Origin of the sequence: Alcaligenes sp. WGS1538, assembly GCF_043187505.1 — a bacterium.
Lineage (GTDB): Bacteria > Pseudomonadota > Gammaproteobacteria > Burkholderiales > Burkholderiaceae_B > Alcaligenes.
The window spans coordinates 1,002,782-1,028,867 of record NZ_CP171109.1; the positions used below are offsets into that span (position 1 = coordinate 1,002,782).

The window sequence follows — 26,086 nt, forward strand, 5'->3', positions numbered from 1 at the left end:
GCGCGCGTCAGGGGCGCAGGGTGGCCAGGACGGTCTGCACGATGACCTGGCCCCAGCGCCGGCGCTCGGCGTCCGTCATCAAGTCGCGGCCGAAGAAGACCGACAGCGTATAGCGGTTGGACAAGTAGAAATAGCCCAGGCCCATGATGGTGGTGTACAGGTCCAGGATGTCCACGTCCTGGCGGAAGACGCCGCTTTCCCCGCCCTTGAGCACGACCTGCCGGATGACGGACAGCGCGGGCGACAGGAACTCGTCCATGGAGCCCAGCTTGGCCAGGTGCTTGCCCTTGAGCAGGTTCTCCGTGTTCAGCAGGATGATGAGTTCCGGGTTCTTCTGATAGTAGTTCCACATGAACAGCACGATGTCGCTGAGCGCCTGCTCGGGCGAGTCCATGTCCAGTTCCAGCGCTTGCTCTGCTTTTATCAGCTTCTGATAGGCGTTCTTGAGCACGGCGGCGAACAGCTTGTCCTTGCTGCCGAAGTGGTAGTAGATCAGGCTCTCGTAGCACTTGGCCTGCTTGGCGATGCGCTTGACGGTGGCGCCGGCGTAGCCGTGCCGCGCGAAGACGAATTCGGCGGCGTCCAGGATGGTGTCGCTGGTGGTGTTGCTGGGGCGGGCGCGCCGGCCTTGCCGGCCGGGCGCGCTGGTTTTCGTGCTGGCGGGTGTCTCTTCCATGGCGCGATCGCAGAAAGGTGGGGAAAGCGGACGCCGCAAGAGGGCGCTGCCTGCATCATAACGTAGCCGACCGCATTTTTCCCGCTGTCTCCTGCTCCAAAAAAACAGCGTGTACGCTTTTTGTTGGTGTTTACCCTATTGAGTTTGAGTAAACGCTCAAATAGAATTTTGAGCAATCACTCAAATCAACGACTATCCAGGAGACAGCAATGCAGAAGTACGTGACCAACACGTGGTACCCCCTGACCTGGTCCCGGCAGGTCGGCCGGGAACTGAGCGCGCACCGCGTCATCGAAGTGGACGTGGTGCTGTTCCGCAACCAGGCGGGCGAGGTGGTGGCGCTGGAGGACGTCTGCCCGCATCGCCTGCTGCCCCTGTCCAAGGGCAAGCTCAAGGGTGACAGCGTGGAGTGCGGCTATCACGGCATGACGTTCGACTGCAGCGGCCGCTGCGTGCGGGTGCCGGGCCAGGACATGGCGCCCGCCAGCGCCCGGGTGCGCCATTTCCCCACGGCCGAGAACATGGGCCTGGTCTGGATATGGATGGGCGAGCCCGAACTGGCCGATCCGGGCCGCATCTTCGACCTGCCCCAGTACCACGACCCGGCCTGGAGCGCCGTGGAGGGCGATGCGCTGCATATCCGTGCCAATTACCTGAGCCTGGCGGACAATCTGTGCGATCCGGCGCACGTCAGCTTCGTGCACCAGACCACGCTGGGCAATGCCGCCAGCGAGGACGTGCCGGTGCAGCATGCCGAGGAGGCGGACAAGCTCGTGACCTGGCGCTGGATCATCGACGCCGAGCCCATCCCCCTGTTCGCCAAGTTCGGCAACTTCAAGGGCAATGTGGACCGCTGGCACTACTACCACTACTACGCGCCCAGCATCGCCATCATCGACTTCGGCTCGGCCGAAACGGGCACGGGCGCGCCCGAGGGGCGGCGCGACGATTGCATGCAGATCTACGCCTGCCATTTCATCACGCCCGTGGATGCGGAGAACTCCATCGACCATTGGCTGCACGTCAAGAATTTCACGGCCGACGAGGCCACCAACCGCGCCCTGTCGGCCTCGTTCCGCGAGGCCTTCGCGGAAGACAAGGCCATCCTGGAAGCCATCGAGGCCAACGAGCGGCGCTATGCGGACCGGCGTACCGTCAAGATCGCCATCGATGCCGCGCCGCGCCGCATGCGCAAGATGGTCGAGCGCATGATGGATGACAGCGCGGTGACGGCATGAGTACGGCAAATCAGAAGTCCGCGCCGCCGTTTCTGATCGGCTGCAACGGGCGGGGCGCGCAGCGCTCCGGACTGGACAAACCGGTCGGGCTGCAGGAGGCGTCCATCGACGAGCAGTTCCGCATGGTCAAGGAGTCGGGCGTGTTCGACTATTTCGACCGCATCCCCTTGCGCGGCAATCTGCGCGAATATGAACAGGCCATGGCGCGCCATGACCTGCCTGTGCATACCGCCAGCTGGTTCTATCGCCTGGGCCAGGACGAGGCCCTGCTCAGCGACAATCTGCGCATCTGCCGCGACATCGGCGCGGCCTGCCACAACATCATGACCTTCACGCATCATGCGGACGGTCATGAGTTGAGCGACCAGGAAATCGTCGACCACTACCTGCAGGTGTATGACGAAGGCATGGCGCTGGGCGTGGAGCCCAGCTTCGAACTGCACGTGAACATGTGGACGGAGTTTTTTCCGCGAGTGGAGACCGTCGCGCGCGCCGTGCAGGAGCGCGGCGTCCCGTTCAACTTCACGCTGGACTACAGTCACGTGGTCTTCAAGATGCACCAGCCCGGGGAGTTGGCCCTGTCGGGGGTGCGGGAGCAGGTGGAGCGCGGGGAGCTGGTCCTGGATCCCTTCGAGTCCGGCTCGCTGTGCGAGCGCTGGCTGGACATGAACATCGTGAAATGGACCCAGTTGCGCACCGTGGCGCCCAAGCAGCCCGCCAATCTGTGGCATCGCAACGAGGACGGCCGGTTTGCGCGCGGCATCCAATATCCCATGGTCAAGCCCGGCCCCGGCCAGTGGCATTCCCCCTGGCACGCCTGGCAGCTCGAGCCTTCCAAGGAGGCCATACGCCAGGTGCTGCGCTACCACATCACGCATCCGCAAAGCCCTTTGTGCTACATCACCACCGAGATGATCAATCTGCCCGATTACGGCCTTGCGGCGCGTTACGACCTGTTCGAGCAGAACGTGGCCGCCGCGCGCTTCATCCGGCAGTCCTGGAAAGAGATCAGCGCCCTGCATGCGGCGGGCCTGATCGACGCCTGATTCACCTTCGAGACGAGAACCATCATGAAGACACGTGCAGCCCTTGCCCGGAAAGCGGGCTACAAGCGGACGGAGGCCTGATATGGACGGCCGCCTCGTGATCGTGGGCGCAGGCCATGCCGGCGGCAGCCTGGCCGGGCAGTTGCGCCAGCAGGGCTATCGCGGCCCCATCGTCCTGCTGGGCCGGGAGTCCAGTCCGCCCTACATGCGCCCGCCCCTGTCCAAGGCCTGGCTCAAGGGCGAAGCGCAGGAGCAGGATCTGCTGCTGCGAGCACCCGCTTTCTATGCCGAGCAGGACATAGACCTACGCCTGGGCTGCGTGGTGCAGGACCTGTCCTTGCAGGACCGGCGGCTGCGCTGCGCGGACGGATCCGAGGTGGCTTTCGACCATCTGGTCCTGGCCACCGGCGCCCGCGCCCGGGAGCTCGACCTGCCGGGACGGGAGTTGCAGGGTGTGCACCCGTTGCGGGAGCTGGGTCATGCCCGGGCCTTGAAGCAGGCCCTGGCGGGCGCGCGGCGCCTGGCCATCGTCGGCGGCGGCTTCATTGGCCTGGAAGTGGCGGCCACGGCGAGGGCCTTGGGCGTGGAGGCGGTCGTGCTGGAACAGCAGTCGCGCCTGTTGTCGCGGCTGGCGTCGGCGACGCTGTCCGATCATCTGGCGCACTTGCACCGCAGCCGGGGCGTGACGGTGGAGCTGGGCGTGCAGGTCCAGGCCATGCTGGGCGAGACGGCCGTGCGCGGCGTGCGCCTGGGCGACGGGCGCGAGCTGGACGCCGACGTGGTGCTGGTCGGCGTCGGCTCCACGCCCAATACGGAGCTGCTGCAGCGAGCCGGCCTGGATTGCGCGGATGGCATTCCGGTGGACGAATCCGCCCGCAGCCCGTGGCCGCGGGTGTATGCCATCGGCGATGTCAGCGTGCGGACCCTGGCCGATGGCGCCCGGCGTCGTCTGGAAAGCGTGCCCAGCGCGCTGGAGCAGGCGCGCCAACTGGCCCTGCACCTGTGCGGCCGGCCGCCGGCCGAGCCGGATGTTCCCTGGTTCTGGTCGGATCAATACGAGGCCAAGCTGCAGATGGCGGGCCTGGCCGGAGCCGGCGCGCGGACCCACGTGCTGGGCGATGTCCGGCAGGGGCGGTTCTGCGTGCTGCATCTGCAGGGCGCCCGCCTGCAGGCCGCCGAATGCGTCAATGCGCCGGCGGATTTCATGCAGGCGCGCAAGGCCATCGCCCAGGGGCGCGAGCTGGACCTGGACAAACTGGACGGCGCCGGCAAGCTGGCGGCGGCGCTGGCCGCCGTGCCCGCCTGAACGCGGGTGTGCTTTACAAGGAACCGAGATGATTACAATCAATTATGTGGAGCACGGCGGCGCGACGCACGCCGTGCAGGTGGAGCCGGGCCTGAGCCTGATGAAGGGCGCGGTGCTGAACAATGTGCCGGGCATCGTGGCGGAGTGCGGAGGGGCCTGCGCTTGCGCTACCTGTCATGTGTACGTGCCGCCGGAGTGGCAGGCGCGCCTGCCGCCTGCGCAGGAACAGGAAGTGGATATGCTGGAGTGCGCCAGCGAGGTGCGCGGGAACTCCAGGCTGGCCTGCCAGATCGCCTTGACGCCCGAACTGGATGGGCTGATGGTGCATCTGCCCGCCAGTCAATACTGAAGGCCGAAGGCGCCGGGCTTTCGGGCCTGACCCGGGGACGGGCCGGGGGTTCGAATCCACCGGCCCGTTTTTCTTTCAGTCCTTCAGGCTTTTCTTGACCTGATACAGGAAGTCCAGCGCGGCGCGCGGGCTCAAGTCGTCCACGTCCAGGCGCTTGAACTGGTCCATCAGGTCCAGGGCCTGCTCGGTGGCGGGGTCGGGCTCTTCGCGGGCGGCGGGCGCGCTGCCGGCATTGAACAGATCCAGCTGCGCGCTGGGGTCGTTCTGGGTTTCCAGGCGGTTCAGCTCGCGGCTGGCCTGGCGGATGACCGCGGCCGGGATGCCGGCGCGCTGCGCCACCTGGATGCCGTAGCTGCGGCTGGCCGGTCCTTCCTGGACTTCGTGCAGGAACACGATGCCCGAAGCGGATTCGGCGGCGGCCAGATGCACATTGGCCGCCGTGGGCAGTTCGTTGGGCAGGCGGGTGATCTCGAAGTAGTGCGTGGCGAACAGCGTCAGCGCCTGGTTGTGGCTGAGCAGGCGATGCGCGATGGACCAGGCCAGCGCCAGGCCGTCATAGGTGGAGGTGCCCCGGCCTATCTCGTCCATCAGTACCAGGCTGTACTGCGTGGCGCCGGCCAGGATGGCGGCGGCCTCGGTCATCTCCATCATGAAGGTGGAGCGGCCGCCCGCCAGGTCGTCGGCCGCGCCGATGCGCGTGAAGATGCGGTCGATCTGGCCGATGCGCGCGCTGCGCGCCGGCACGAAGCTGCCCACGCGCGCCAGCAGGGCGATCAGCGCCACCTGCCGCATATAGGTGGACTTGCCGCCCATGTTGGGGCCGGTGATCAGCAGCATGCGGCGCTGCGCGTGCATTTCGCAATGATTGGGCGTGAAGTGTTCGATGCTGCGCTCCACCACGGGGTGGCGGCCGGCTTCGATCCACAGCCCCGCCTGTTCGCTCAGTTCGGGCGCGACCCAGTCGTTGTCCAGGGCGTGCAGGGCCAGCGAGGACAGGGCGTCCAGCTCCGCCAGCGCGGAGGAACACAGGGCCAGGGGGCCGGCATAATCCTGCAGCCGGTCCAGCAGGGCGTCGAACAGGAGCTTCTCGCGGCCCAGGCTGCGGTCCTTGGCCGAGAGCACCTTGTCCTCCCATTCCTTCAGTTCCGGGGTGATGAAGCGTTCGGCGTTCTTCAGGGTCTGGCGGCGGCGGTAGTCGTCCGGCACCTTGTCGGCCTGGCCGCGGCTGACCTCGATGAAAAAGCCATGGACGCGGTTGTATTCCACGCGCAGGGTGGCGATGCCGGTGCGCTCGCGTTCGCGGGCTTCGATGCGCATCAGCACGTCGCCGCTGTCGCTGGCCAGGCTGCGCAATTCGTCCAGCTCGGCGTCATAGCCGTCGGCGATGACGCCGCCGTCGCGCACCAGCAGGGCGGGTTCAGGGGCGATGGCGGCCTGCAGCAGGGCGGCCAGTTCGGGGTTCAGCGCCAGGCGCTGCAGACGGTCGTGCAATCCGCCCGCGGCGCCGAAGTTCTGCTCCAGCCCGGCGCGCAGTTCAGGCAGGCTGGCCAGGGCGTCGCGCAGGCTGGCCAGTTCGCGCGGCCGCACGCTGCGCAGCGCGATGCGCGTGGCGATGCGTTCCAGGTCGGGGAAGCTGTTCAATGCCCGGCGCAGCAGGCCCAGGGGATCGCGCGCGTCCAGGCTGGCCGCCTGCTGGGACTGGAAGAACAGCGAGACGATGTCCTGGCGCTGCTGGGCGGCCTGGTTCAGGCGCAGCGGATGGTGCAGCCAGCGGCGCAGCAGGCGGCTGCCCATGGGCGTCTGGCAGTGGTCCAGGGTGGAGAACAGGGTGGGGCTGGTCTCGCCGCTGATGGTTTCGGTGATCTCCAGGTTTTTGCGCGTGACCGCGTCCAGCACCACGAAGTCCGAGCCGTGCTGCACGCGGATGGCGCTGATGTGCGCCAGGGACTGCGATTGCGTGCTGCCCACGTAGCGCAGCAGGGCGCCGGCCGCCGCCGAGGCGGCGGGCAGATCGTCCAGTCCGAAGCTGGCCAGGGAATCCAGCTTGAAGTGATTCAGCAGCGTCTGGCGCGAGCCGTCCTGCGCAAAATGCCAGTCCGGCAGCGTGTGGCAGCTGGCGCCGGGCAGCTCGGGCAGATGGCGCAGGCTTTCGGGGTAGAGCAGTTCGGCCGGGCTGATGCGGTTCAGCTCGGTTTCCAGCATGTCCGGCTCGCACTGGCACACCATGAATTCGCCGCTGGCCAGGTTCATCCAGGCCAGCCCCACGAGCTCCTGGCGCTGTATTTTGAGGGTGGTGCAGGCGGCGATCATGCGGTCCGCCTTGGGCGGCAGCAGGGCGTCGTCGGTCAGCGTGCCGGGCGTGACCACGCGCACGATCTTGCGCTCCACCGGCCCCTTGCTGGCGGCCGGGTCGCCGATCTGCTCGCAGATGGCCACGGATTCGCCCAGCGCGACCAGACGGGCCAGGTAGCCTTCCATGGCGTGGAAGGGCACGCCGGCCATGGGAATGGGTTCGCCGTTGGACGAGCCGCGCTTGGTCAGCGTCAGGTTCAGCAGCCGCGCGCCCCGCTCCGCGTCCGCATAGAACATTTCGTAGAAATCCCCCATGCGATAGAACAGCAGATGCGAGCCGGCTTCGGCTTTCAGCTGCAGGTATTGGCGCATCATGGGCGTGTGGGCGGACAGGTCGACGGTGGAGGTCATGGCGCAGTACAGGTCGGAAATCAACAACAACGCCGTCTCGAGGACGGCCAATTGGCTATTGTAGCGAGCGGGGGCGGGGTGGGGCCAGGCGTGCCGGGACAAGTTTGTGGTCGCGATCGTGCCGGTATGTGTTCACCCATGAAGCCAAGGGTGAATTTTGAACAGATCGGCTTTCTTGAGCGGCAGCCTGGGCCGGCCTGAGTTTCAGCCTTTCCCCGCCGCCCGCTCCTCGGCCTGGCGCCGGTCCTCGGCGGTGACCGAGCTCAGCGGGGCGAGGCGGCGGCCCAGCCAGTGCCGCAGCTGGTCCAGGTAGCTGTAGACCACGGGCACGTAGACCAGGCTGAGCAGGGTCGAGCTGATCAGCCCGCCGATCACGGCCACGGCCATGGGCGCGCGAAAGCCGGCGTCGGCGCCGCTCAGGAACAGGGTGGGCGCCATGCCCGCCACCATGGCCAACGTGGTCATGACGATGGGGCGGGCGCGCTCGCGGCCGGCCTGCAGCAGGGCGGTTGTCGCGTCCATGCCCTGGCGGCGCTTGCCGCCGGCGAACTCCACCAGCAGGATGGAGTTCTTGGTGACGATGCCCATCAGCATCAGGATGCCGATGATGGCGGCCAGGTCCAGCGCGGCCCGGTAGAGCAGCAGCCCGGCGATGGCTCCCACGATGGACAGGGGCAGGGCGACCAGGATGGTCAGGGGCTGCAGGAAATCGCGGAACAGGAGTACCAGCACGGCATAGACCATCAGCACGCCGAAACCCATCGCCAGGCCGAACTTGTCGAACATTTCCTGCATCAGTTCGGCATCGCCCGTATCGCTGCGGGTGACGCCGGCCGGCAGGTTCCGCAGGGCGGGCAGGGCCTCTATGGCTTCCAGGGCCTGCCCCAGGGTCCGGCCGGGCAGCAGGTCGGCGTCCACCGAAATGCGTTGCTGGCGGTCCAGCCTGTCTATGCGCGCCGGCCCCGCGCCCAGGCTCAGTTCGGCGACCGCATGCAGCCCCGCGCCGCCTTCGGGACCGGCTGGGATGGGCAGCCGCTTCAGCAGGTCCAGGTCCTGGCGGGCGGAAGCGGGCAGCAGCACGCGTACGGGCACCTGCCGGTCGGGCAGCGAAAAGCGGGCCGATTCCGTGTCGGTCTCTCCGAGGGTGGCCACGCGCAGCGTCGCGCCGATATCCTGGCTGGTGACCCCGCTCAGGGCGGCCTGCTCGGCGTTCACCCGCACCTGCAATTCCGGCCGCAGCAAAGGCTCGTTGACCTGCACCCCGGCCAGGCCGGGCAGCGCGCGCATCTGCGCGGCCAATTCGTGCGCGCTGCGCGACAGGCTTTGTGCGTCGGCGCCCAGCAGGACGATGCTCAGGTCGCGCTCGTCGCCTCGGCCCCGGAAGTAGTAGCGCAGGTCGCTGAATCCGGACAATTGCTCGTGCAGTTGCTGTTCGACGTCTTTCTGGCTGCGGCGGCGCTGTTCGTAGGGTTTCAGGCGGATCAGCAGGCGGCCGCGCGAGACGTCCTGTGCGCCGCTGGAGTCCGCTCCGCCCGCCGTGGCGAACACCAGCGCGACGTCCTCGTGACGGGCGATGACGCGGCTGAGTTCCTGCAGGCGCAGATCGGTCTGTTGCAGGGTGGATCCGGGAGGCAGCGTGACATTCAGGTGGCTCAGACCCTGGTCGGCGGCGGGCAGGAAGCCCGAAGGCAGCAGCGGCACCAGCAGCAGGGACGAGGCAAGAATGGCTGCGCCGCTGGACAGGGCCAGGCGGCGGTGCGCCAGGGCCAGGGACAGCAGCGCCAGGTAACGCTTCATCCAGCCGTGCTCGGCCGCGGCCGGCGCCGGCGCGGCGGGGCGCAGCAGGTAGGCGGCCAGCAGCGGCGTGGCCAGGCGCGCCACCAGCAGGGAGGCCAGGACGGCCGCCGACACGGTGACGCCGAACTGTTCGAAGTACTGGCCTATGTAGCCGCCGATGAAGCTGACCGGCAGGAACACCGCCACGATGGCCGCCGTGATGGCGATCACCGCGGGTCCGATGGCGTCGGCGGCGTCGATGGCGGCCTGGAAGGGACGCTTGCCCATGGCCAGGTGACGCTCGATGTTCTCGATTTCCACGATGGCGTCGTCGACCAGGATGCCGATGACCAGAGTCAGGGCCAGCAGGGTGATGCTGTTGAGCGTGTAGCCCAGCACGGCCATGACGGCGAAAGCCGGCAGGATGGACAGGGGCAGGGCGAGCGCGGCCACCAGCGTGGCGCGGCCGTTGCGCAGGAACAGCAGCACCACCAGCACGGTCAGCGCAGCGCCTTCGAGCAAGGCCGTCATGGAGGTCTTGAAGCTGTCGTAGGTGTAGTCCACCAGGGTCAGGATGGGCTCTATCCGCAGTTGGGAGTGCTGGTCCTGCAACTGGGCCAAGGCTTGCCGCACGCCCTGGTCCACGATGGTGTCGCTGGCGGCCTTGGCGCGGTAGACCGCGAAGGCCACGACCTCCCGTCCGTCCAGCCTGGCCTGCTGGCGGATCTCTTCATGCCCGTCATGAATATCGGCCAGTTCCGAAAGGCGGGCCCAGCGCCGCTCGCCCAGGCTGATCGGCAGCGCCGCCAGGGCCTCAAGGTCAGGCTGCCCGCCCAGCGTGCGTATGGCCTGCTCCTGGCCATGCAGCCGGGCGCGTCCACTGGGCAGATTGACGTTCAGGCGGCGCACCTGCGCGTTCACCTCGGCCGCGCTCAGGTCCAGCGCCAGGAGGCGCTCGGGCTTGAGCTCCACCCGTATCTCGCGGCGCACCCCGCCCAGGCGTTCGACCTGCTCGACGCCGGGCACCGCCAGCAAGGCGCGCCGCACCGTGTCGTCCACGAACCAGGACAGGTCTGCAGGCGATTGGCCTTCGCCGCCCACGGCGTAGTAGCTCAGCGCTTCGTTCTCCACGTCCACGCGGGCGACCTGCGGCTCCTGGATGGAGCCGGGCAGCTCGGCGCGCACTTTGGCGATGGCGTCGCGCACGTCGCTGACGGCGCGGTCCGGCGCCACGTCCAGCTGGAATTCCGCCATGCCCAGGTAAAGGCCGTCGCTCAACGTGGAGGTGATGCGCCTCAGGCCTGGCAGGGCGGCCAGCGCGTCTTCCACGGGACGCGCCACGTCCAGTTCCAGCTCGCTGGGGGCGGCGCCCGCCTGGGTCACGGTGATGGACACCAGGGGGAAGCTGACCTGCGGACTGGCCTGGATGGGGAGCATGCGAAAGGCGTGCCAGCCGCAGAGGGTCAGGATCAGGAAAAGGACGAGCGTGGGGACGGGGCGGCGTATCGCCCAGGAGGACAGCTGGAAGCTCATGGGGCGGACGGGATGATTTCCTGGCCGTCGCGCAGGAAAGCAGCAGCCTGGGCCACGACATGCTCGCCGGCCTGCAGCCCGGCGAGTATTTCCACTTGTCCGTCGTGGCGCTCGCCGGGCCGGATGCGGCGCCAGATGGCTTGCCGATGTTCGTTGACGACCATGACGCCGGCGTGGCCCGCCGTGTCCATGACGAGGCAGGCTGCAGGCACCGTTACCGACAGGTCCCGGCTGGGCAGCTCCAGCACCGCCTGCACGAACTGTCCGGCTTGCATTCGCGGGATGGAGTCCGGCAGGGCGATCCGTACCTTGCCCAGGCGGGTATAGGGATCGATTCGCGGCGACACCAGGCGCACCGTGCCCGTCAGCTCCTGTTCCCGCAGGCGAATGCGCGCGGTCAGGCCCGGCTGCAGCAAGGCCAGCTCCTGGGCCGGCAGCTCGCCTTCCAGCTCCAGCCTGCCCTGGCCGGCCAGCACGAACAGGGGCTGCGTGCCGCTGAGGGCGCCAGCCTGGGCATGGCGCTGCAACAGCAGGCCCGCCTGGGGAGCCAGGATGCGCGTCTGTTCCAGTTGGTCGCTGTTCTGCTCCACGGCCGCATGGGCGCGCTGCACCTGGGCCTGCGCCGCGTGCATGCGCGCCAGCGCAGCCTGTGCGCGGGCTTTCTGTTCCTCGATCAGATGAGCGCTGACGGGCCCCACTCCCAAGGCCTGCAGGCGGACATGGTGACGCTGCGCGTCGTCATGCTCGGCCTGATGCGCGCGCAATTCACCGCGGGCCTTGTCCAGTTCGGCCTGCGCCTGCCGCAGGCGCGCGCGGTGCTGCGTATCGTCCAGCTCGGCCAGGACTTGTCCTGCATGCACGTGGTCGCCTTCCTCCACCAGGACGCGGGCGATGCGCAGGTCGGCCAGCGTGCTGCTGATGGCCACCGCGTCCTGCGCCACCAATGTGCCGAAGACGCGCAGCGTGCGCGTCCATCGGGCCGGCTGGGCGCTGGCGATGCTGACGGCGGGGGCCGCCGCTTGGGCCGGGTCGGCAGCCGGCGCGTCCGAGGCTGGCCGGTTCAGCAGCAGCGCAGCGGACAGCAGAGGCAGGATGATCAAGGCGATCGGCACGAGCCGCGCGCGCCATTTGCCGGACCAGAAGGGGAAAATGTTCATGGCGCCAGATGGAAAAGGGGTTGCAAGGCGCGGAGCGCGCCGGAAACCTGGTCATCATGGCGTGGAGAGCGTTGATAAGGAGTGAAGGGAGGGGGATCGGCCGGGGACCGCTGCTTGGAAACAGGGGACAAAAAAATACCCGTCCAGGACGGGTCGGGGCGGCGGATCAGGCGCAGGCCTGTTGCGGCGGCCTCTGGCAGAGCGTGTCGTCCAGCAGGCTGGCGGCGGCTTCGTCCAGCAGGATGTGCGTGTTGGCGTGGAGCTTGAGCGCCGTGAAGGGCAGCTTTTCCGTGATGCCGCCTTCCTGGTAGTTCAACATGGTGCGGGCCTTGTGTTCGCCGGTGACCACCAGCACGATTTCGCGCGCGCTCAGGATGTCCTGGATGCCCATGGTGACGGCCGAGGTGGGCACTTCCTCCATGGAATCGAAGAAGCGGCTGTTGTCCACGCGGGTGCGCTCGGACAGTTCCACGACGTGCGTGCGGCTGTCGAAGGGGGTGCCCGGTTCGTTGAAGCCGATGTGGCCGTTGGTGCCCACGCCCAGCAGCTGCAAGGCCACGCCGCCGTGCGAGGCGATCGCGTCCGAATAATCCCGGCAGTGTTGCTCCAGTTGCGTGGTCAGGCCGTCGGGCAGGCGCAGGCGCGACTCGTCGAAAGCCAGGTGATCGAACAGGTGCTGGTGCATGTAGTGGTTGTAGCTTTGCGGATGGGCGGCCGCCAGGCCGACATACTCGTCCAGGTTGAAGCTGCTGACCTGCGACACGTCCAGCCGGCTTTCCAGGGCGTCCTGTACGAAGCGGGCGTAGATGGGCTCCATGGTGCCGCCGGTGGCCAGGCCCAGGACGGCCTGCGGATCGTTGCGGATGATCTCGGTCAGGCGTGCGCTGAGGTGCCGCGCGATGGCGTCGGAATCAGGGAAGACTAGAAACATGATGACGAGCGTCTGGTATTGAGTGCGTATCGGGTTGAAAAAAAAGCTTCGCCGTGCACGGGCGAAGCTTCAGCTCCCGGAATTCTAATGTCAGTCGCGGCGGCCGTCAGTATTTTTTGGCAACAGAATGACTCCGCCGGGGCGGCGCGCAGGCCTGTCCGCAGGTCTTCTAGTGTTCCTGCCGGCCCGTCTCGCCCAGGAAGCCGCCGCTCTGGCGCGCCCACAGGCGGGCGTACAGGCCGCCTTGCTGCAGCAGTTCCTGGTGGCTGCCCTGTTCGACGATGCGGCCCTGGTCCAGCACGATCAGGCGGTCCAGCGCGGCGATGGTGGACAGGCGGTGGGCGATGGCGATCACGGTCTTGCCCTGCATCAGCGTGTCCAGGCTTTCCTGGATGGCGGCCTCGATCTCCGAGTCCAGCGCGCTGGTGGCTTCATCCAGCAGCAGGATGGGGGCGTCCTTGAGCATGACGCGGGCGATGGCCACGCGCTGGCGCTGGCCCCCGGACAGCTTGACGCCGCGCTCGCCGACATGCGCGTCCAGGCCCTGGCGGCCTTCGCGGTCGTGCAGATTGACGATGAAGTCCGCGGCGGCCGCGCGCTTTACGGCCTCTTCCAGTTGCTGCGGCGCGGCGTCCGGCCGTCCGTACAGGATGTTGTCGCGCATGGAGCGATGCAGCAGCGAGGTGTCCTGCGTGACCATGCCGATGGCCTCGCGCAGGCTGTCCTGGGTGACGTGGGCGATGTCCTGCCCGTCGATGCGGATCACGCCGCTGTCCACGTCGTGAAAGCGCAGCAGCAGGTTGACCAGCGTGGACTTGCCCGCGCCCGAGCGCCCGATCAGGCCGACGCGCTCGCCCGGCTGGATGACCAGGTTCAGCTTGTCGATGATCTGGCGGCTCTTGTCGCGGTAGGCGAAGCTGACGTCCTGGAACTCGATGCAGCCTTGCCGCACCTGCAGGGGACGGGCGTCGGGCGCGTCCACCACGGTGGGTTCGCGCGTCAGCGTGTTGATGCCGTCCTGGATGGTGCCCACGTTCTCGAAAAGATTGGTCAGTTCCCACATCAGCCAGTGGGAGTGGCCCGACAGGCGCAAGGCCACGGCCATGATGGCCGCCACCACGCCGGCCGAACTCTGTCCTTGCGACCACAAGTACAGTGCCAGGCCCGTGGAGCCGATGAGCAGCAAGGTGGCCAGCACGTGGTTGGCGACTTCGAACTGGCTGACCAGGCGCATCTGCGCGTAGCCGGTCTGCTGGAAACGCTCCATGGCGCGGCGCGCGTGATCGGCCTCGCGGCGGGTATGGGCGAACAGCTTGACGGTAGTGATATTGGTGTAGGCGTCCGTGATGCGGCCGGTCATCAGGGCGCGGGCGTCGGCCTGTTCGCTGCCTATCTTGCCCAGGCGCGGCACGAAATACCAGCATACGAAGGCATAGCAGAGCACCCAGAGCAGGAAGGGAATCATCAGCAGGCGCTCGAAGCTGGCGGTCAGGATCAGGATGCTGATGAGATAGGCTCCCATGCCCACCACCACTTCCACCGCCATGAACAGGGTTTCGCGCACCGCCAGGGCGGTCTGCATGATCTTGGTGGTGATGCGGCCGGCGAACTCGTCCGCGTAAAAGGACATGCTCTGGTTGAGCATCAGCTTGTGGAACAGCCAGCGCAGCCGCATGGGAAAGTTGATGGCCAGGGCCTGGTGCATGACCATGGTGTGCAGCCCCAGCAGCAGGACGCTGCCCAGCAGCACGGCGGCGATGCCCAGCAGCGTGGGGCCCTGCTGGCTCCAGAACAGCGCCGGCTCGATGGAGGGCAGCCAGTCCACGATGTAGCTGAGCAGACCGAACAGCAGCGCCTCGTAGGCGGACAGGCCTATGGAGGTGATGGTCAGCAGGGCGATCCAGCTGCGCGAGCCGCGCGTACAGGCCCAGATGAAGGCGAAGAAGCCTTTGGGAGGAATAGCGGGTTCATGTTCCGGATAGGGCGGAACGCGGCGTTCGAAGAAAGACAGCACCGAGGGGGCTCCGGCTGGCAGGCCTGCGGATGGCGGGCCCGATTGGAAGAAGAGGGGCTCCGCCCGAGGGGTGCGGGGCGGGACGCTGTTTGATCGTAACGCAGTCTGTATCGCCAGATCGTGAAAACCTCACGGGCATGCAGCCCTTGTGTTGCAGATGCGTCAACAATCAGGCGCGCGCCCTCGACGGCGTGAAGCCGAAGTGGCGGCGGAACGCCACCGTGAAGGCGCTGTGGCTGTCGTAGCCGCAGTCCAAGGCGGTCTGCAGCACGGCCTGGCCGCGATTCAGGGCTTCCAGGGCGTGCAGCAGGCGGGCCTGCTGGCGCCAGCGGCCAAAGCGCATGCCCGTCTGGCGTTCGAAGTGGCGGTGGAAGGTGCGCAGGCTCATGGCCAGTTGCCCGGCCCATTGCTGGGCGGTCAGATCCAGGGCCGGCTGATCCAGCAGCTGCTGGCAGACGCGGGCGATGCGCCCATCCTGCGGCCAGGGAAGGAGATAGGCGGCGTCGGCGGGCCTGTCCAGTTCCTCGAGCAGCAACTCGCTGAGCAACTGCCCGCGCCGGCCGGTTTCGATGTCGGTGGACAGCAGAGCCAGCTCCGCGATGATCTCGCGCAGCAGCGCGCTGACGGCGATCACTCCGGGAGCCTGCTGCAGGTCCGGACGCACCTCCGGCGCCAGGTACAGGCAGCGCACCCGCACGGCGCCGCGCATGAGCAGCTCGTGGTCGGTAGCGGGCGGCAGGCAGATGGCGCGGTCGGGCGGGATCAGCCAGCGCGCCGCGGGCGTGCGCACCTCCACGACGCCTTGCAAGGTCGCCAGCAGCTGGCAGCGGGCATGGCGGTGGGGAGGGACGACCGCGCCGTCGGCGTAGTCCGCCGCGGCCCCGCTCAGGCGGGCGGCGGCCGTGTCGTGAAGGGACAGGTCCAGTTCCTGCATGCTTGGCTCTTTCAAGATAGCAATAGACATATTATAGAAATCAAGTCCTGCAAGTGCTGCGTATCATGCCCTTGTCCTTTCCGTTTTCTGGATCCCGGCATGAACCCGTTCCACCTCGCGCTATCGGCACGCCTATCCCTGACCCTGGTCGGGGTCGGCCTGCCGTTTGCGCGCAGAGAACGATTTCCCCTGATCCCGACCTGAACAGGCGGCCCGGCCCGCCAGGGAAATCGCTCCATTCATTGCAAGAGAGGTTTCCATGTTGAGCCAGCCCCAGACCAAATACCGCCCCTTTCCTTCCGTCGCGCTGCCCGATAGGCAGTGGCCCTCGCGCACCCTGACCCAGGCGCCCGTATGGCTGTCCACCGATCTGCGCGACGGCAATCAGGCCTTGTTCGAACCCATGAACCGCGAGCGCAAGCTGCGCCTGTTCCATGAACTGGTGCGGCTGGGCTTCAAGGAGATCGAGCTGGGCTTTCCGGCTGCTTCGCGCACGGACTTCGACATCATCCGCGGCCTGATCGACGAAGGCGGCATTCCGGCGGACGTGACCCCCATGGTCATGACGCAGCTGCGCGAAGACCTGATCCGCGAGACCGTGCGCAGCGTGCAGGGCGCGCGGCGCGTCATCGTCCATTTCTACAACGCCATCGCGCCGGCCTGGCGCGAGCTCGTGTTCGGGCTGACCGTGCCCGAGATCATCGCCATGGTGGAGCGTCATATCGCCCTGTTGCGCGAATTGACCGAAGCGCAGCCGCAGACCGAATGGATCCTGCAATATTCGCCCGAGACCTTCTGCATGGCGGAGCTGGAGGTGTCGCTGCAGGTGTGCAATGCCGCCATCCGTGCCTGGGACGCCGGTCCGGGACGGCCCATGATCATCAATCTGCCCACCACGGTGGAAGTGTCCACGCCGAATGTGTTCGCCGACCAGATCGAGTGGATGGACCGGCGCCTGGAACGGCGCGAACACATCGTGCTGTCCGTGCATCCGCACAATGACCGGGGCACGGGCGTGGCCTGCGCCGAACAGGCCTTGCTGGCCGGCGCGCAGCGCGTCGAAGGCTGCCTGTTCGGCAATGGCGAGCGCAGCGGCAACCTGGACCTGGTCACCCTGGCGCTCAACCTGTACACCCAAGGCATATCGCCGGGCCTGGATTTCTCGGACATCGCCGCCGTGGCGCGCATCGTGGAGGACTGCACCAGCCTGCCCATCCATCCGCGCCATCCCTATGTGGGCGACCTGGTCTTCACGGCGTTCTCGGGCTCGCACCAGGACGCCATCGCCAAGGGGCTGGCGGCGCAGAAACCGGAGCAGCCCTGGCGCGTGCCCTACCTGCCCATCGACCCGCATGATCTTGGCCGCAGCTACGACCGCATCGTGCGCGTCAACAGCCAGTCGGGCAAGGGCGGCATCGCCTATCTGCTGGAGCGGGACCATGGCGTGCGCATGCCGCGGCGCATGCAGGTGGAGTTCAGCGCGGTGGTGCAGGCCAGCGTGGACGACAGCGAAACGGAGATCAGCTCCGAGCAGATCTGGGCGCTGTTCTGCCGGGAATATGGCGACCCGCGCCGCTCGGGGCGGTGGCGCTACCAGGGGCATCGCCTGCAGGACATCGACGATGGCCAGGAGATCGAATTGCGCCTGATCGACGGGCAGGGCGGGCAAGCCGTGCTGACCGGGTGCGGGAGCGGGCCCGTGGCGGCGACGGTCGCGGCCCTGGAGGCGGGCTGGCGCGTGGACGATTTCCATCAGTCCAGCCTGGGCAGCGGCTCGGACGCGCAGGCCGTGGCCATCGTGGAGCTGGCCGGCGCGCAGCGCATGGGCAGCTGCTTCGGCGTGGGAGTGGACCGCAACATCACCACCGCTTCCATCCTGGCGGTCCTGTGCGCCTGCAATCGGGCCGCGGCCCAGGCCGAGGGCGCGGCGGTCCCGTCGGCCGGGTCGCGTCAGTAGGCGGCCACCTGCCCGTCCTTGCGCGGATCGGAGCCGCCCACGTAGTGCGAGCCCTGGCGCAGGATCAGCTGCGCGCCGCCGAAGGCAAAGACTCCGCTGCCGCTTTCGACCTGGATGTCGTGGCCGCGTTCGCGCAGGGCCTGCACCACGGCCGGGTCGAAGTCCGGCTCCACGGCCACGCCCCGGCCGCCGGTGACGCGCCAGCGCGGCGCGTCGGCGGCCGCCTGCGGGTTCTGGCCGTACAGCAGCACGCGCAAGGCCATCTGCACATGGCCCTGGGACTGGAAGGGCCCGCCCATGACGCCGAAGGACATCTGCGGACTGCCGTCCGCGTTCATGGCGAAGGCGGGGATGATGGTGTGCGAGGGGCGCTTGCCGCCGGCCACCTGGTTGGCATGGCCGGGGCGCAGGCTGAAGCCGTGGCCCCGGTTCTGCAGGCTGATGCCGGTGCCGGGCACCACCACGCCCGAGCCGAAGCCCATGTAGTTGGACTGGATGAAGGACACCATCATGCCCAAGGCGTCGGCGGCCGTGACGTAGACGGTGCCCGAAGGGCCGGGCAGGCCGTGGCGGGGATCGCCCGCCTGGTCGCGGCGTATCAGGGCGGCGCGTTCGCGCAGGTAGCCTTCGTCCAGCAGATGTTCCGGCGCGTGGCGCATGTGCTCCAGGTCGGCATGATGTTCGTACAGGTCGGCAAAGGCCAGCTTCATGGCTTCGATGCTCAGGTGCACGGTATCCACATGGTCCACGGGTTCGCGGCCTATGCCCGCATGCTCCAGCATGCCCAGCGCCATCAGCGCGGCCAGGCCCTGGCCGTTGGGCGGGATCTCATGCAGCACGGAATGGCCGAAGGCCTGGCTGATGGTGCCGCACCAGTGCGCACGGTGCTCGGCCAGGTCCTGCTCGTCCAGGGCGCCGCCGTGCTCGCGGGAAAAAGCGGCGATGCGCCGCGCGAGCTCGCCCGTGTAGAAGTCCCTGCCCTGGCTGGCGGCGATGCGCTCCAGCGTATCGGCCTGTTCGGGATTGCGGTACCACTGCCCGGCCAGCGGCGCTCGGCCGTCGGGCAGGAAGGCTTGCGCGAAGCCGGGCTGGTCGCCCAGGCGCAGGCGCCCCAGCTCCCACAGGCGGGCGATGATGGGCGAAACCGCAAAGCCCTCGCGGGCATAATGGATGGCCGGCGCGGCCACCTGTTCCAGGCTCAGCGCGCCGAACTTGGCCGACAGTTCCGCCCAGGCCGAGACGGCGCCCGGCACGGTCACGCTTTCCCAGCCCTTGTCGGGCATCAGCTCCCGTCCCTGGAAGCGTTCGGGCGTCCAGGCGCGCGGCGCGCGGCCCGAGGCGTTCAGCCCGTGCAGCTCGCGGCCGTCCCAGACGATGGCGAAGGCGTCGCTGCCTATGCCGCAGCCCGTGGGTTCGACCACGGTCAGCGCCAGAGCCGCCGCCAGCGCCGCATCCACGGCGTTGCCTCCTGACTGCAGCATGCGCAGGCCGGCCTGCGCCGCCAGCGGATGCGAGGTGCTGACCATGTTGCGGCCCAGTACGGCCGAGCGCGAAGAGGGGTAAGGGTTGGTCCAGTCCATGCTGTGCTCTGTAGAAATGCTTATTGAATCAGTATGCCGGTCTTTTCGATCAGGCCCCGCCAGCGATCGCTGTCTTCGCGCACCAGGGTGATGAACTCCTCCCGGCTGGCGCTGCGCGGCAGGTCCACGCCCAGGTTCTGCAGCCGTTCGCGCACCTTGGGGTCCAGGATGCTTTTGGCGAAGGCGGCATAGGCCTTGTCGCGGATGTCGTCGGGCAAGCCCGCCGGGCCGTACAGGCCGAACCAGGTCAGCGATTCATAGCCGGGCAGGCCTGCTTCCTGGAAGGTGGGCAGCTCGGGCGCCAGCGGCGAGCGCTGTCGACCGGTCACCGCCAGCGCACGCAGCTGGCCGCTGCGCACATAAGGCATGCCCGTGGGAATGGCGTCCAGCAGGACGTGCACCGAGCCTGCCAGCATATCATTGATGGCCTGGCCGGTGCCGCGGTAGGGCACGTGCGACATGACGATGTCCGCCTGGTTCAGGAAGGCTTCGGTGCCCAGGTGCACGATGGTGCCGTTGCCGCTGCTGGCGTAGTTCAATTCGCCGGGGCGGGCGCGGGCATAGGCGATCAGCTCGGACAGGGTCTTGGCCGGCACGCCCGGATTGACCAGCAGCACGCTGGCCGCGTCGCCCAGGTGGACGATGGAGGTGAAGTCCTTTTCCACCGAGTAGGGCAGGGAGCGGTACAGGTGCGGCGCGACGGCGTGGGTGCTGCTGGTGGTCAGCAGCAGGGTGTAGCCGTCCGGCTTGCTGCGCGCGGCCTCGCCCGTGCCTATGGTGCCGCCGGCGCCGGTGCGATTGTCCACCACGATGCTGGCGCCCAGCTCCTTGGAGGCCTGTTCGGCGATCAGGCGGCTGATGACGTCAGTGGCGCCGCCGGTGGGAAAGGGCACGATCAGTCGTATGGGGCGCTCCGGCCACTGGGCTGATTGCGATGCCGCGCAGGCTCCGGCCAGCAAGAGTCCGGCCAGCGCCCGCAGCGGGCGCAGCCAGCGTCGGCTCTTGGCGCCCGTGCCGGGCCGCGCCAGGGCGGAATTCTGGATGTTCATGGGGTCTCCTCCTGTTTTCAGAGGATCATATAAAAGCACCACATGCCGAACCAGCAAGAAATTAGCAGGTCTGCCTTGCTTTTTTGGCAATGTTCAGGCCGATGTTTCCAGCCAGGGCGTCAGGAAGTCCACGAAGCTGCGGACAATGGGCGGCAGGCGGCGGCCCGCCAGGGCCTGGACTTCGATCTGACGGCCCAGCAGCACGCGTTCCTGGATCAGGTTGGCCTGGAGCAGGCCCTGCTCGATCAAGTGCCGGGCCGACAGCTCCGCCGACACCGTCACCCCGGCGCCCGACAAGGCGAACTGATGCAGGGAATTCATGTGGTTGCTGGTCAGCACGGGGCGCAGGTCCAGGTTCTGCGCGCTGCAGGCCACGTCCAGCATCTGCCGCACCGTGGTGTCCGGCCCAGGCAGGGCCAGAGGATGGGCCAGCAGGCTTTTCAGGCTGATGCGTCGCGTGCGCGTGGCGGGGTGGCCGGGGGCGGCCAGGGCCATGACGGGAGCATCGCGCCGGAACAGCACCTTGATGTCCTTGTCCGCCGCCTGGGTGAACTTGATGCCTATGTCGATCTGGCCGCTGAGCAGCAGCATGGTGATTTGCCGGGGGGCCAGCACGTCGAGCTGGAAGTGCACGCCCTGGTGCTGCCGGCGGAACTGCGCTATGCACTGCGGCAGGAGCTGGGCGGCCACGCCTTCGGAGGAAGCGATGCGCACCAGGCCGGTCTGCAGGCCTTGCAGGGCGGCGATGTCGTGCAGCGTGCGTTCCGCGTCCATGGCGGCGCGGCGCGCATGCGCGGCCAGCAGTTCGCCGGCCGCGTTCAGGGTCATGCCGCGCGCATGGCGCTCGAACAGCGGCGTGGCCAGGCTCTCTTCCAGGCTGCTGATCTGGCGGCTGATGGCCGAGCCGGCCACGTGCAGATTGGCGGCCGCCTCGGCGATGGAGCCGCAGCGCGCCACTTCCAGAAAGTAGCGCAGGGCGGTGTCCTGCAGGCGGCGCGCGTTCATGCCAGGCTGTGGCGCAGCTCGGCGGCGATCTCGTAGGAACGCAGGCGCTTGCGATGATCGTAGATGTTGGCGTTCAGCATTAGTTCGTCGGCGCCGGTCAGGCGGATGAAGGACTGCATCTGTTCGCGCACGCGGTCCGCGTCACCCACGGCGGTGCAGCTGAGCAGCGAATCGAGCAAGGCCTGCGCCGGCGGACTGCATTGCTCGTAATAGTTGGCCACCGGCGGCGGCAACTGGATGGGCCGGCCGCTGCGCAGGCTGACGAAGGACTGCTGCCAGGAGGAGGCCAGCAGTTCGGCTTCTTCCTGGGAGTCGGCGGCGAACAGGTTGTAGCCCAGCATGACGTAGGGCTTGTCCAGGTAGGCGGAGGGCTGGAACTGGCGCCGGTAGATGTCGATGGCCGGCATCAGTTGCGCCGGCGCGAAATGGGAGGCGAAGGCGTAGGGCAGGCCCAGTGCGGCGGCCAGCTGAGCGCCGAACAGGCTGGAGCCCAGGATCCAGACGGGCACGTTCAGCCCTTTGCCGGGCACCGCCAGGATGCGGTTGCGCGGCTCGTCCGACAGATAATCCAGCAGCTCCATCACATCGCGGGGGAACTGGTCCGGGTCGCTGTTCAGGTTGCGGCGCAGGGCGCGGGCGGTGTCGGGGTCCGAACCGGGCGCGCGTCCCAGGCCCAGGTCGATGCGGTCGGGATACAGCGATTCCAGCGTGCCGAACTGCTCGGCGATGAGCAGCGGAGAATGATTCGGCAACATGATGCCGCCCGCGCCCACGCGGATCTGGCGCGTCTGGCTGGCGATGTGGCCGATCAGCACCGAGGTGGCGGCGCTGGCGATGCCGGGCATGCCGTGATGTTCGGCCAGCCAGTAGCGTCGGTAGCCCCAGTTTTCCACATGGCGGGCGATGTCGACGGAGCGGCGGAAGGATTCGGCAGGGGTGGACCCCTGGGTGACGGGGGACAGGTCCAGTACGGACAGGGGGTAGCTGGGCTTCATGGCATAAGGTTCAGGCTGGTATTCGGGATATAGTCGACGCATAGTCAGGCACCGTCAAGCAAACCCACAGGACAGGAAAGGATGATCATGAAGGAAGCCAGCCGCCGCACCGTGGATCATTATCAACGCCATGCCCAGGCCTTCCGGGACGGAACCTGGGACCACGACGTCAGCCAGAACCGGCAGGCGCTGCTCGACGCCTTGCCGGGGCCGGGACCCTACGACATCCTGGACCTGGGCTGCGGACCGGGCCGGGACCTGCTGGCCTTCCAGGCATTGGGGCACAGGCCGGTGGGGCTGGACGCCTGCCCGGCGTTCGTGGAGATGGCGCGCCGCCAGACCGGCCTGAAGGTCCTGCAACAGGATTTTCTGGACCTGGCGTTGCCGCCAGGCTCATTCGACGGCGTCTTCGCCAACGCCGTGCTGTTTCATGTGCCCAGCGCGGAATTGGCGCAGGTGCTGGCGCGCCTGCGGGCCTGCCTGCGTCCGGGCGGCGCGCTGTTCTCCTCCAATCCGCGCGGCCAGGGCGAGGAGGGCTGGAACGGCGAGCGCTATGGCTGCTACTACTCCTGGGAGCAATGGGCGCAGCGCATGCAGGACGCGGGCTTCGAGGAAATACGCCATTACTACCGGCCCGAGGGGCGGCCTCGCGAGGAACAGCCGTGGCTCGCGTCGGTGTGGCGTCGGACTGCCTGAGCGGAGGCGCTTGGCGATTTCTTGACCCTGCTAAGCAATGGCTTGTTTTCTAATGGAATTTATTGTTACTCCAAGGGTTTTCCCGAATTTTATGCACATCTTTTGTGGATAAGCCGGAACGGCAAGAAGGTGAACTGGCCGGGCGACGAAAAATGTCAAAAACTGTCGTTTTTCTGATCATCGATTGCAAGTGCTTGTTTTTTAATTATTAAATGCGGTGGTGCACGGCTTATCCTGCGACTTGTCCACATTTTGGGTGGATAAGGCCGTGCAAAATGGGGCCATCTGGCTGTTTTTTGGCCTAGGGTTCCATTGCTTTGATATATAAGCAGGTTTTGCTGATTTGCCCAGTTTTTCCTGCGGCCTATCCACAGTTTGCGTGGATAAGCAGGCCCTGGGGGGCGGGTTTGAGGGGCCGAGGGTCCAGAGGCTATGATGGCGGCTTCCGGTTCGCGGTCGCTGCGGCATACGCCGGCGGCCTGCGCCGCAACTCTAGGAGACCCTACAGTGGAAAAACTCAAAGCATGGATGGTGGAGTTTCCCGCCGCCTGGGCCATTGCGCTGAATGTGGTGATCGCGCTGGCCATCCTGATCCTGGGCTGGTGGCTGTCTTCGGTGGCGGGGCGCGCCATCGAACGGCTGGCGCAGCGTTCGCCGCGCATCGACCCCACCATCGTCCCCATGAGCAAGAGCGTCACGGTGTGGACCATCCGCATTTTCGTGCTGATTGCCGTGCTGGCTCGTTTCGGGGTGCAGACGGCCAGCATCATCACCGTGCTGGGCGCGGCCGGTCTGGCGATCGGGCTGGCCTTGCAGAACACGCTGCAGAATATCGCCGCCGGCATCATGCTGCTGATGCTGCGTCCTTTGCGGGCGGGCGAATTCGTATCCGTGGTGGGCAAGGGCGACGGCACGGTGCAGGAAGTCGGCCTGTTCCTGACCCGCTTCGTGCAGGTGGACGGCATTCATTTTTCCCTGCCCAACAGCCTGATCTGGGGCAATCCCATCATCAATTACAGCCGCAACACCACCCGTCGTCTGGACATCGGCGTGGGCGTGCGCTATGGCGACGACCTGGACCGCGCCATCGAACTGCTCAAGCAACTGCTGGACGGCCACGAAAAAGTCCTGCAGGATCCGGCCCCGCAGGTCATGGCCATGGAGTACAAGGACAGCGTCATCACGGTGAACCTGCGCGCCTGGGCCAAGGCGGAGGATTTCTGGGACCTGCGTTTCGACTTGTACCGTCAGGCCGTGCAGGTGCTGAACCGGGCCGGCCTGCAGACTCCCATTCCGGTTCGAGAAATCCTGCAATCCTCGACCGCCGAAAAAGCGGCCTGATATCGCCTTTTGCGGCTGTTGGCCCCGCCCGGGAGGGCGGGGCTTTTTCATGCCCGGGCGCGCCGTCCTAGAACTTGCCCGCCACGGAGTCCAGCGCGTCGCGCAGCAGGCTGGCGATTTCCTTCTGGCGCGGCGCGGGCATGCGCTCGGTGATGGCGGTGACGCTCATGGCCAGGATGGGGCGGCCCTTGTGGTCGCACAAGGCCGCGCCCACGCCCAGGGCGCCGCGTACGGCGTAGTTGCCCACCACGGAGTAGCCGCGTATGCGGGTATTGGCCACCAACTGGCGCATTTCGCGCTGCGTCATGCCGCCGTACTGGTCGAGCTGGCCGGCATTGCGCTCGATGATCTGGTCTATGGTGTCATCGCTGAGCTTGGCCAGGTAGGCCATGCCGCCCGAGCCCACGCCCAGGGGCTGGCGCTTGCCCACGTAGGTGGCCAGGATCTGCACCGGATAGGGGCCGATCTCGCGCCACAGGCTCACGGATTCGTCGCCGTCGCGCCCCACCAGGAAGACGGCGTCGCCGGTCAGCTGGGCAAGCTCCTGCATGATGGGCTGCATGATGGTCACGCGCGGGTCCAGGCCGAGCAGCCCATGATCCTGTCGCGTGGCGGTGTAGCGCCGGCTGTGGGGACTGCTCTGGACCAGGTCATGGTCCATCAGCGCGGCCAGCAGGCGGTAGATGGTGGGGCGTTGCAGGCCGGTGGCGCGCGACAGGTCGGTCACGCTGAGTCCCTTGCCCTGGTGGTTCTGCAAGGTCTTGAGTACGAGCAGGCCGCGTTGCAGGGTGCGGGGTCCGGCCGAATCCTGCTGCTCGACGATTTCGGGTGTGTCCATGGATAGAAACGCGCTGTTGCTTACCGAAAAAATGGTTCAGGTAAGAATAAACGCGCTGGGCCCAGGTGTCCACCAGGCGGTCGCCCTCCTGGGCGGCGGCAGACCGCGTGCCTATTGCACCATTTTGTTCAGGCGCTCGGCGTCCAGCGGCTGCTGGCCGTTCTCCACGCGCTGGCCCAGTTCTTCCAGAGCCTGGCACAGCGTGTGGATGCGGGCGTCCTGACGGGCGGTGTGATCGATCAACTCTTGCAGCACCTTGGCCACCGGGTCCTCGGCGGCGCGGCAAACGGCGTAGGCTTCAAAACCGGGCGCCTCGGGCGCATCGCGGTCCGGGCGGCCCTGGCGCAGCAGGTCCTGCAGGGGCGCCGCGTCCCAGCCGGGGCTCTGGCAAGGCGTTGCGGGGACGCCGGGAATCTGCGCCGCCGGCTCCTGCGGACCGGACTCTTCCTTGACGATGAGCCGGGCCGGGTTGCCCACGACCGTGGCGCCGGCCGGCACGGGCTTGACCACCACGGCATTGGAGCCGATGCGCGCCCCGGCCCCCACGGTGAAGCCGCCCAGGACCTGGGCGCCCGCGCCCACCACCACGCCGTTTTCCAGGGTGGGGTGGCGTTTTTCACCCTTGTACAGCCGCGTCCCGCCCAGGGTGACGCCCTGGTAGATGGTGCAGTCGTCGCCGATCTCGGCGGTTTCGCCCACCACCACGCCAAAGCCGTGGTCGATGAAGACGCGCCGGCCGATGCGCGCTCCGGGATGGATCTCTATGCCTGTCAGCATGCGGGCCAGGTGCGAGCAGAAACGCGCCAGCCAGAACCAGTTCCTGTTCCATAGACGATGGGACAGGCGATGGATCAGGATGGCGTGCAGGCCGGGGTAGCAGGTCAGCACTTCCAGGGAGCTGCGGGCGGCCGGATCGCGCTGCAGGATGCAGGCTATGTCTTCGCGTAACTGTTTGAGCATAT

At 67.4% G+C, this 26,086-nt stretch carries 20 protein-coding genes; 7 read left to right on the top strand and 13 right to left on the bottom strand.

Features of this window, described 5'->3' with window-relative positions:
- Positions 1-7: 7 nt before the first annotated feature.
- The gene (locus ACF3ND_RS04680) at positions 8-676 is read right to left on the bottom strand and encodes a TetR family transcriptional regulator (RefSeq protein ID WP_394064721.1); all 669 of its coding nucleotides are present in this window, start codon (positions 674-676) and stop codon (positions 8-10) included.
- Positions 677-885: 209 nt separating this feature from the next.
- Between ACF3ND_RS04680 and ACF3ND_RS04685 the strand changes: the two genes are divergently transcribed.
- The 4 genes from ACF3ND_RS04685 to ACF3ND_RS04700 all read left to right on the top strand — a co-directional run bounded on the left by ACF3ND_RS04685 (position 886) and on the right by ACF3ND_RS04700 (position 4,615).
- Positions 886-1,914, top strand: a complete 1,029-nt coding sequence (locus tag ACF3ND_RS04685; RefSeq protein ID WP_394064723.1) for a Rieske 2Fe-2S domain-containing protein — start codon at positions 886-888, stop codon at positions 1,912-1,914.
- Positions 1,911-2,960: a xylose isomerase gene (locus ACF3ND_RS04690; RefSeq protein ID WP_394064725.1), complete on the top strand. Its 1,050-nt coding sequence runs from the start codon at positions 1,911-1,913 to the stop codon at positions 2,958-2,960. The genes ACF3ND_RS04685 and ACF3ND_RS04690 overlap by 4 nt, the downstream gene beginning before the upstream one ends.
- Before the next feature lie 82 nt (positions 2,961-3,042).
- Positions 3,043-4,266, top strand: coding sequence for an NAD(P)/FAD-dependent oxidoreductase (locus ACF3ND_RS04695; protein ID WP_394064727.1), 1,224 nt, complete (start codon positions 3,043-3,045; stop codon positions 4,264-4,266).
- Between the two features lie 28 nt (positions 4,267-4,294).
- Positions 4,295-4,615: a 2Fe-2S iron-sulfur cluster-binding protein gene (locus ACF3ND_RS04700; protein WP_394064729.1), complete on the top strand. Its 321-nt coding sequence runs from the start codon at positions 4,295-4,297 to the stop codon at positions 4,613-4,615.
- 75 nt (positions 4,616-4,690) lie between these two features.
- On the opposite strand, the gene mutS is transcribed toward ACF3ND_RS04700, so the two are convergent.
- The 6 genes from mutS to ACF3ND_RS04730 all read right to left on the bottom strand — a co-directional run bounded on the left by mutS (position 4,691) and on the right by ACF3ND_RS04730 (position 15,693).
- Positions 4,691-7,318: a DNA mismatch repair protein MutS gene (gene mutS / locus ACF3ND_RS04705; protein WP_394065780.1), complete on the bottom strand. Its 2,628-nt coding sequence runs from the start codon at positions 7,316-7,318 to the stop codon at positions 4,691-4,693.
- Between the two features lie 204 nt (positions 7,319-7,522).
- Positions 7,523-10,627, bottom strand: a complete 3,105-nt coding sequence (locus ACF3ND_RS04710; protein ID WP_394064731.1) for an efflux RND transporter permease subunit — start codon at positions 10,625-10,627, stop codon at positions 7,523-7,525.
- On the bottom strand, positions 10,624-11,784 hold the full coding sequence (locus tag ACF3ND_RS04715; protein ID WP_394064733.1) for an efflux RND transporter periplasmic adaptor subunit: 1,161 nt from the start codon (positions 11,782-11,784) through the stop codon (positions 10,624-10,626). Before ACF3ND_RS04715 ends, ACF3ND_RS04710 begins: the two co-directional genes overlap by 4 nt.
- Positions 11,785-11,950: 166 nt before the next feature.
- Entirely contained in the window at positions 11,951-12,715 is a 765-nt protein-coding gene (gene nagB, locus ACF3ND_RS04720) for a glucosamine-6-phosphate deaminase (RefSeq protein WP_394064735.1), read from the bottom strand.
- Between the two features lie 169 nt (positions 12,716-12,884).
- Positions 12,885-14,729, bottom strand: coding sequence for an ABC transporter ATP-binding protein (locus ACF3ND_RS04725; protein WP_394064737.1), 1,845 nt, complete (start codon positions 14,727-14,729; stop codon positions 12,885-12,887).
- Between the two features lie 169 nt (positions 14,730-14,898).
- Positions 14,899-15,693 carry an AraC family transcriptional regulator gene (locus tag ACF3ND_RS04730; RefSeq protein ID WP_394064739.1) on the bottom strand — a complete coding sequence of 265 codons (795 nt, stop codon included), beginning with the start codon at positions 15,691-15,693 and terminating at the stop codon, positions 14,899-14,901.
- Positions 15,694-15,922: 229 nt separating this feature from the next.
- Between ACF3ND_RS04730 and ACF3ND_RS04735 the strand changes: the two genes are divergently transcribed.
- Positions 15,923-17,620, top strand: coding sequence for a 2-isopropylmalate synthase (locus ACF3ND_RS04735; protein ID WP_394064741.1), 1,698 nt, complete (start codon positions 15,923-15,925; stop codon positions 17,618-17,620).
- Here the strand turns inward: ACF3ND_RS04735 and ACF3ND_RS04740 are convergent.
- The 4 genes from ACF3ND_RS04740 to ACF3ND_RS04755 all read right to left on the bottom strand — a co-directional run bounded on the left by ACF3ND_RS04740 (position 17,614) and on the right by ACF3ND_RS04755 (position 22,291).
- Entirely contained in the window at positions 17,614-19,200 is a 1,587-nt protein-coding gene (locus ACF3ND_RS04740; protein ID WP_394064743.1) for a gamma-glutamyltransferase family protein, read from the bottom strand. The genes ACF3ND_RS04735 and ACF3ND_RS04740 overlap by 7 nt on opposite strands.
- A gap of 20 nt (positions 19,201-19,220) precedes the next feature.
- Complete coding sequence (locus tag ACF3ND_RS04745; RefSeq protein ID WP_394064745.1) at positions 19,221-20,249, bottom strand: Bug family tripartite tricarboxylate transporter substrate binding protein; 1,029 nt, start codon at positions 20,247-20,249, stop codon at positions 19,221-19,223.
- Between the two features lie 93 nt (positions 20,250-20,342).
- Positions 20,343-21,254 carry a LysR family transcriptional regulator gene (locus ACF3ND_RS04750; RefSeq protein ID WP_394064747.1) on the bottom strand — a complete coding sequence of 304 codons (912 nt, stop codon included), beginning with the start codon at positions 21,252-21,254 and terminating at the stop codon, positions 20,343-20,345.
- Positions 21,251-22,291, bottom strand: coding sequence for an LLM class flavin-dependent oxidoreductase (locus ACF3ND_RS04755; RefSeq protein ID WP_394064749.1), 1,041 nt, complete (start codon positions 22,289-22,291; stop codon positions 21,251-21,253). Before ACF3ND_RS04755 ends, ACF3ND_RS04750 begins: the two co-directional genes overlap by 4 nt.
- 45 nt (positions 22,292-22,336) lie before the next feature.
- On the opposite strand from ACF3ND_RS04755, the gene ACF3ND_RS04760 reads away from it, so the two are divergent.
- Positions 22,337-22,945: a class I SAM-dependent methyltransferase gene (locus tag ACF3ND_RS04760; RefSeq protein WP_394064751.1), complete on the top strand. Its 609-nt coding sequence runs from the start codon at positions 22,337-22,339 to the stop codon at positions 22,943-22,945.
- A 528-nt stretch (positions 22,946-23,473) separates the two neighbouring features.
- The gene (locus ACF3ND_RS04765; protein WP_394065781.1) at positions 23,474-24,286 is read left to right on the top strand and encodes a mechanosensitive ion channel family protein; all 813 of its coding nucleotides are present in this window, start codon (positions 23,474-23,476) and stop codon (positions 24,284-24,286) included.
- Positions 24,287-24,353: 67 nt separating this feature from the next.
- Here ACF3ND_RS04765 and ACF3ND_RS04770 read toward each other — a convergent pair whose 3' ends face one another.
- Positions 24,354-25,124, bottom strand: coding sequence for an IclR family transcriptional regulator (locus tag ACF3ND_RS04770; RefSeq protein WP_394064753.1), 771 nt, complete (start codon positions 25,122-25,124; stop codon positions 24,354-24,356).
- Between the two features lie 111 nt (positions 25,125-25,235).
- Positions 25,236-26,084 (bottom strand): serine O-acetyltransferase, encoded by an 849-nt coding sequence (gene cysE, locus ACF3ND_RS04775; RefSeq protein WP_394064755.1) that lies wholly within the window; start codon positions 26,082-26,084, stop codon positions 25,236-25,238.
- Positions 26,085-26,086: the final 2 nt, after the last annotated feature.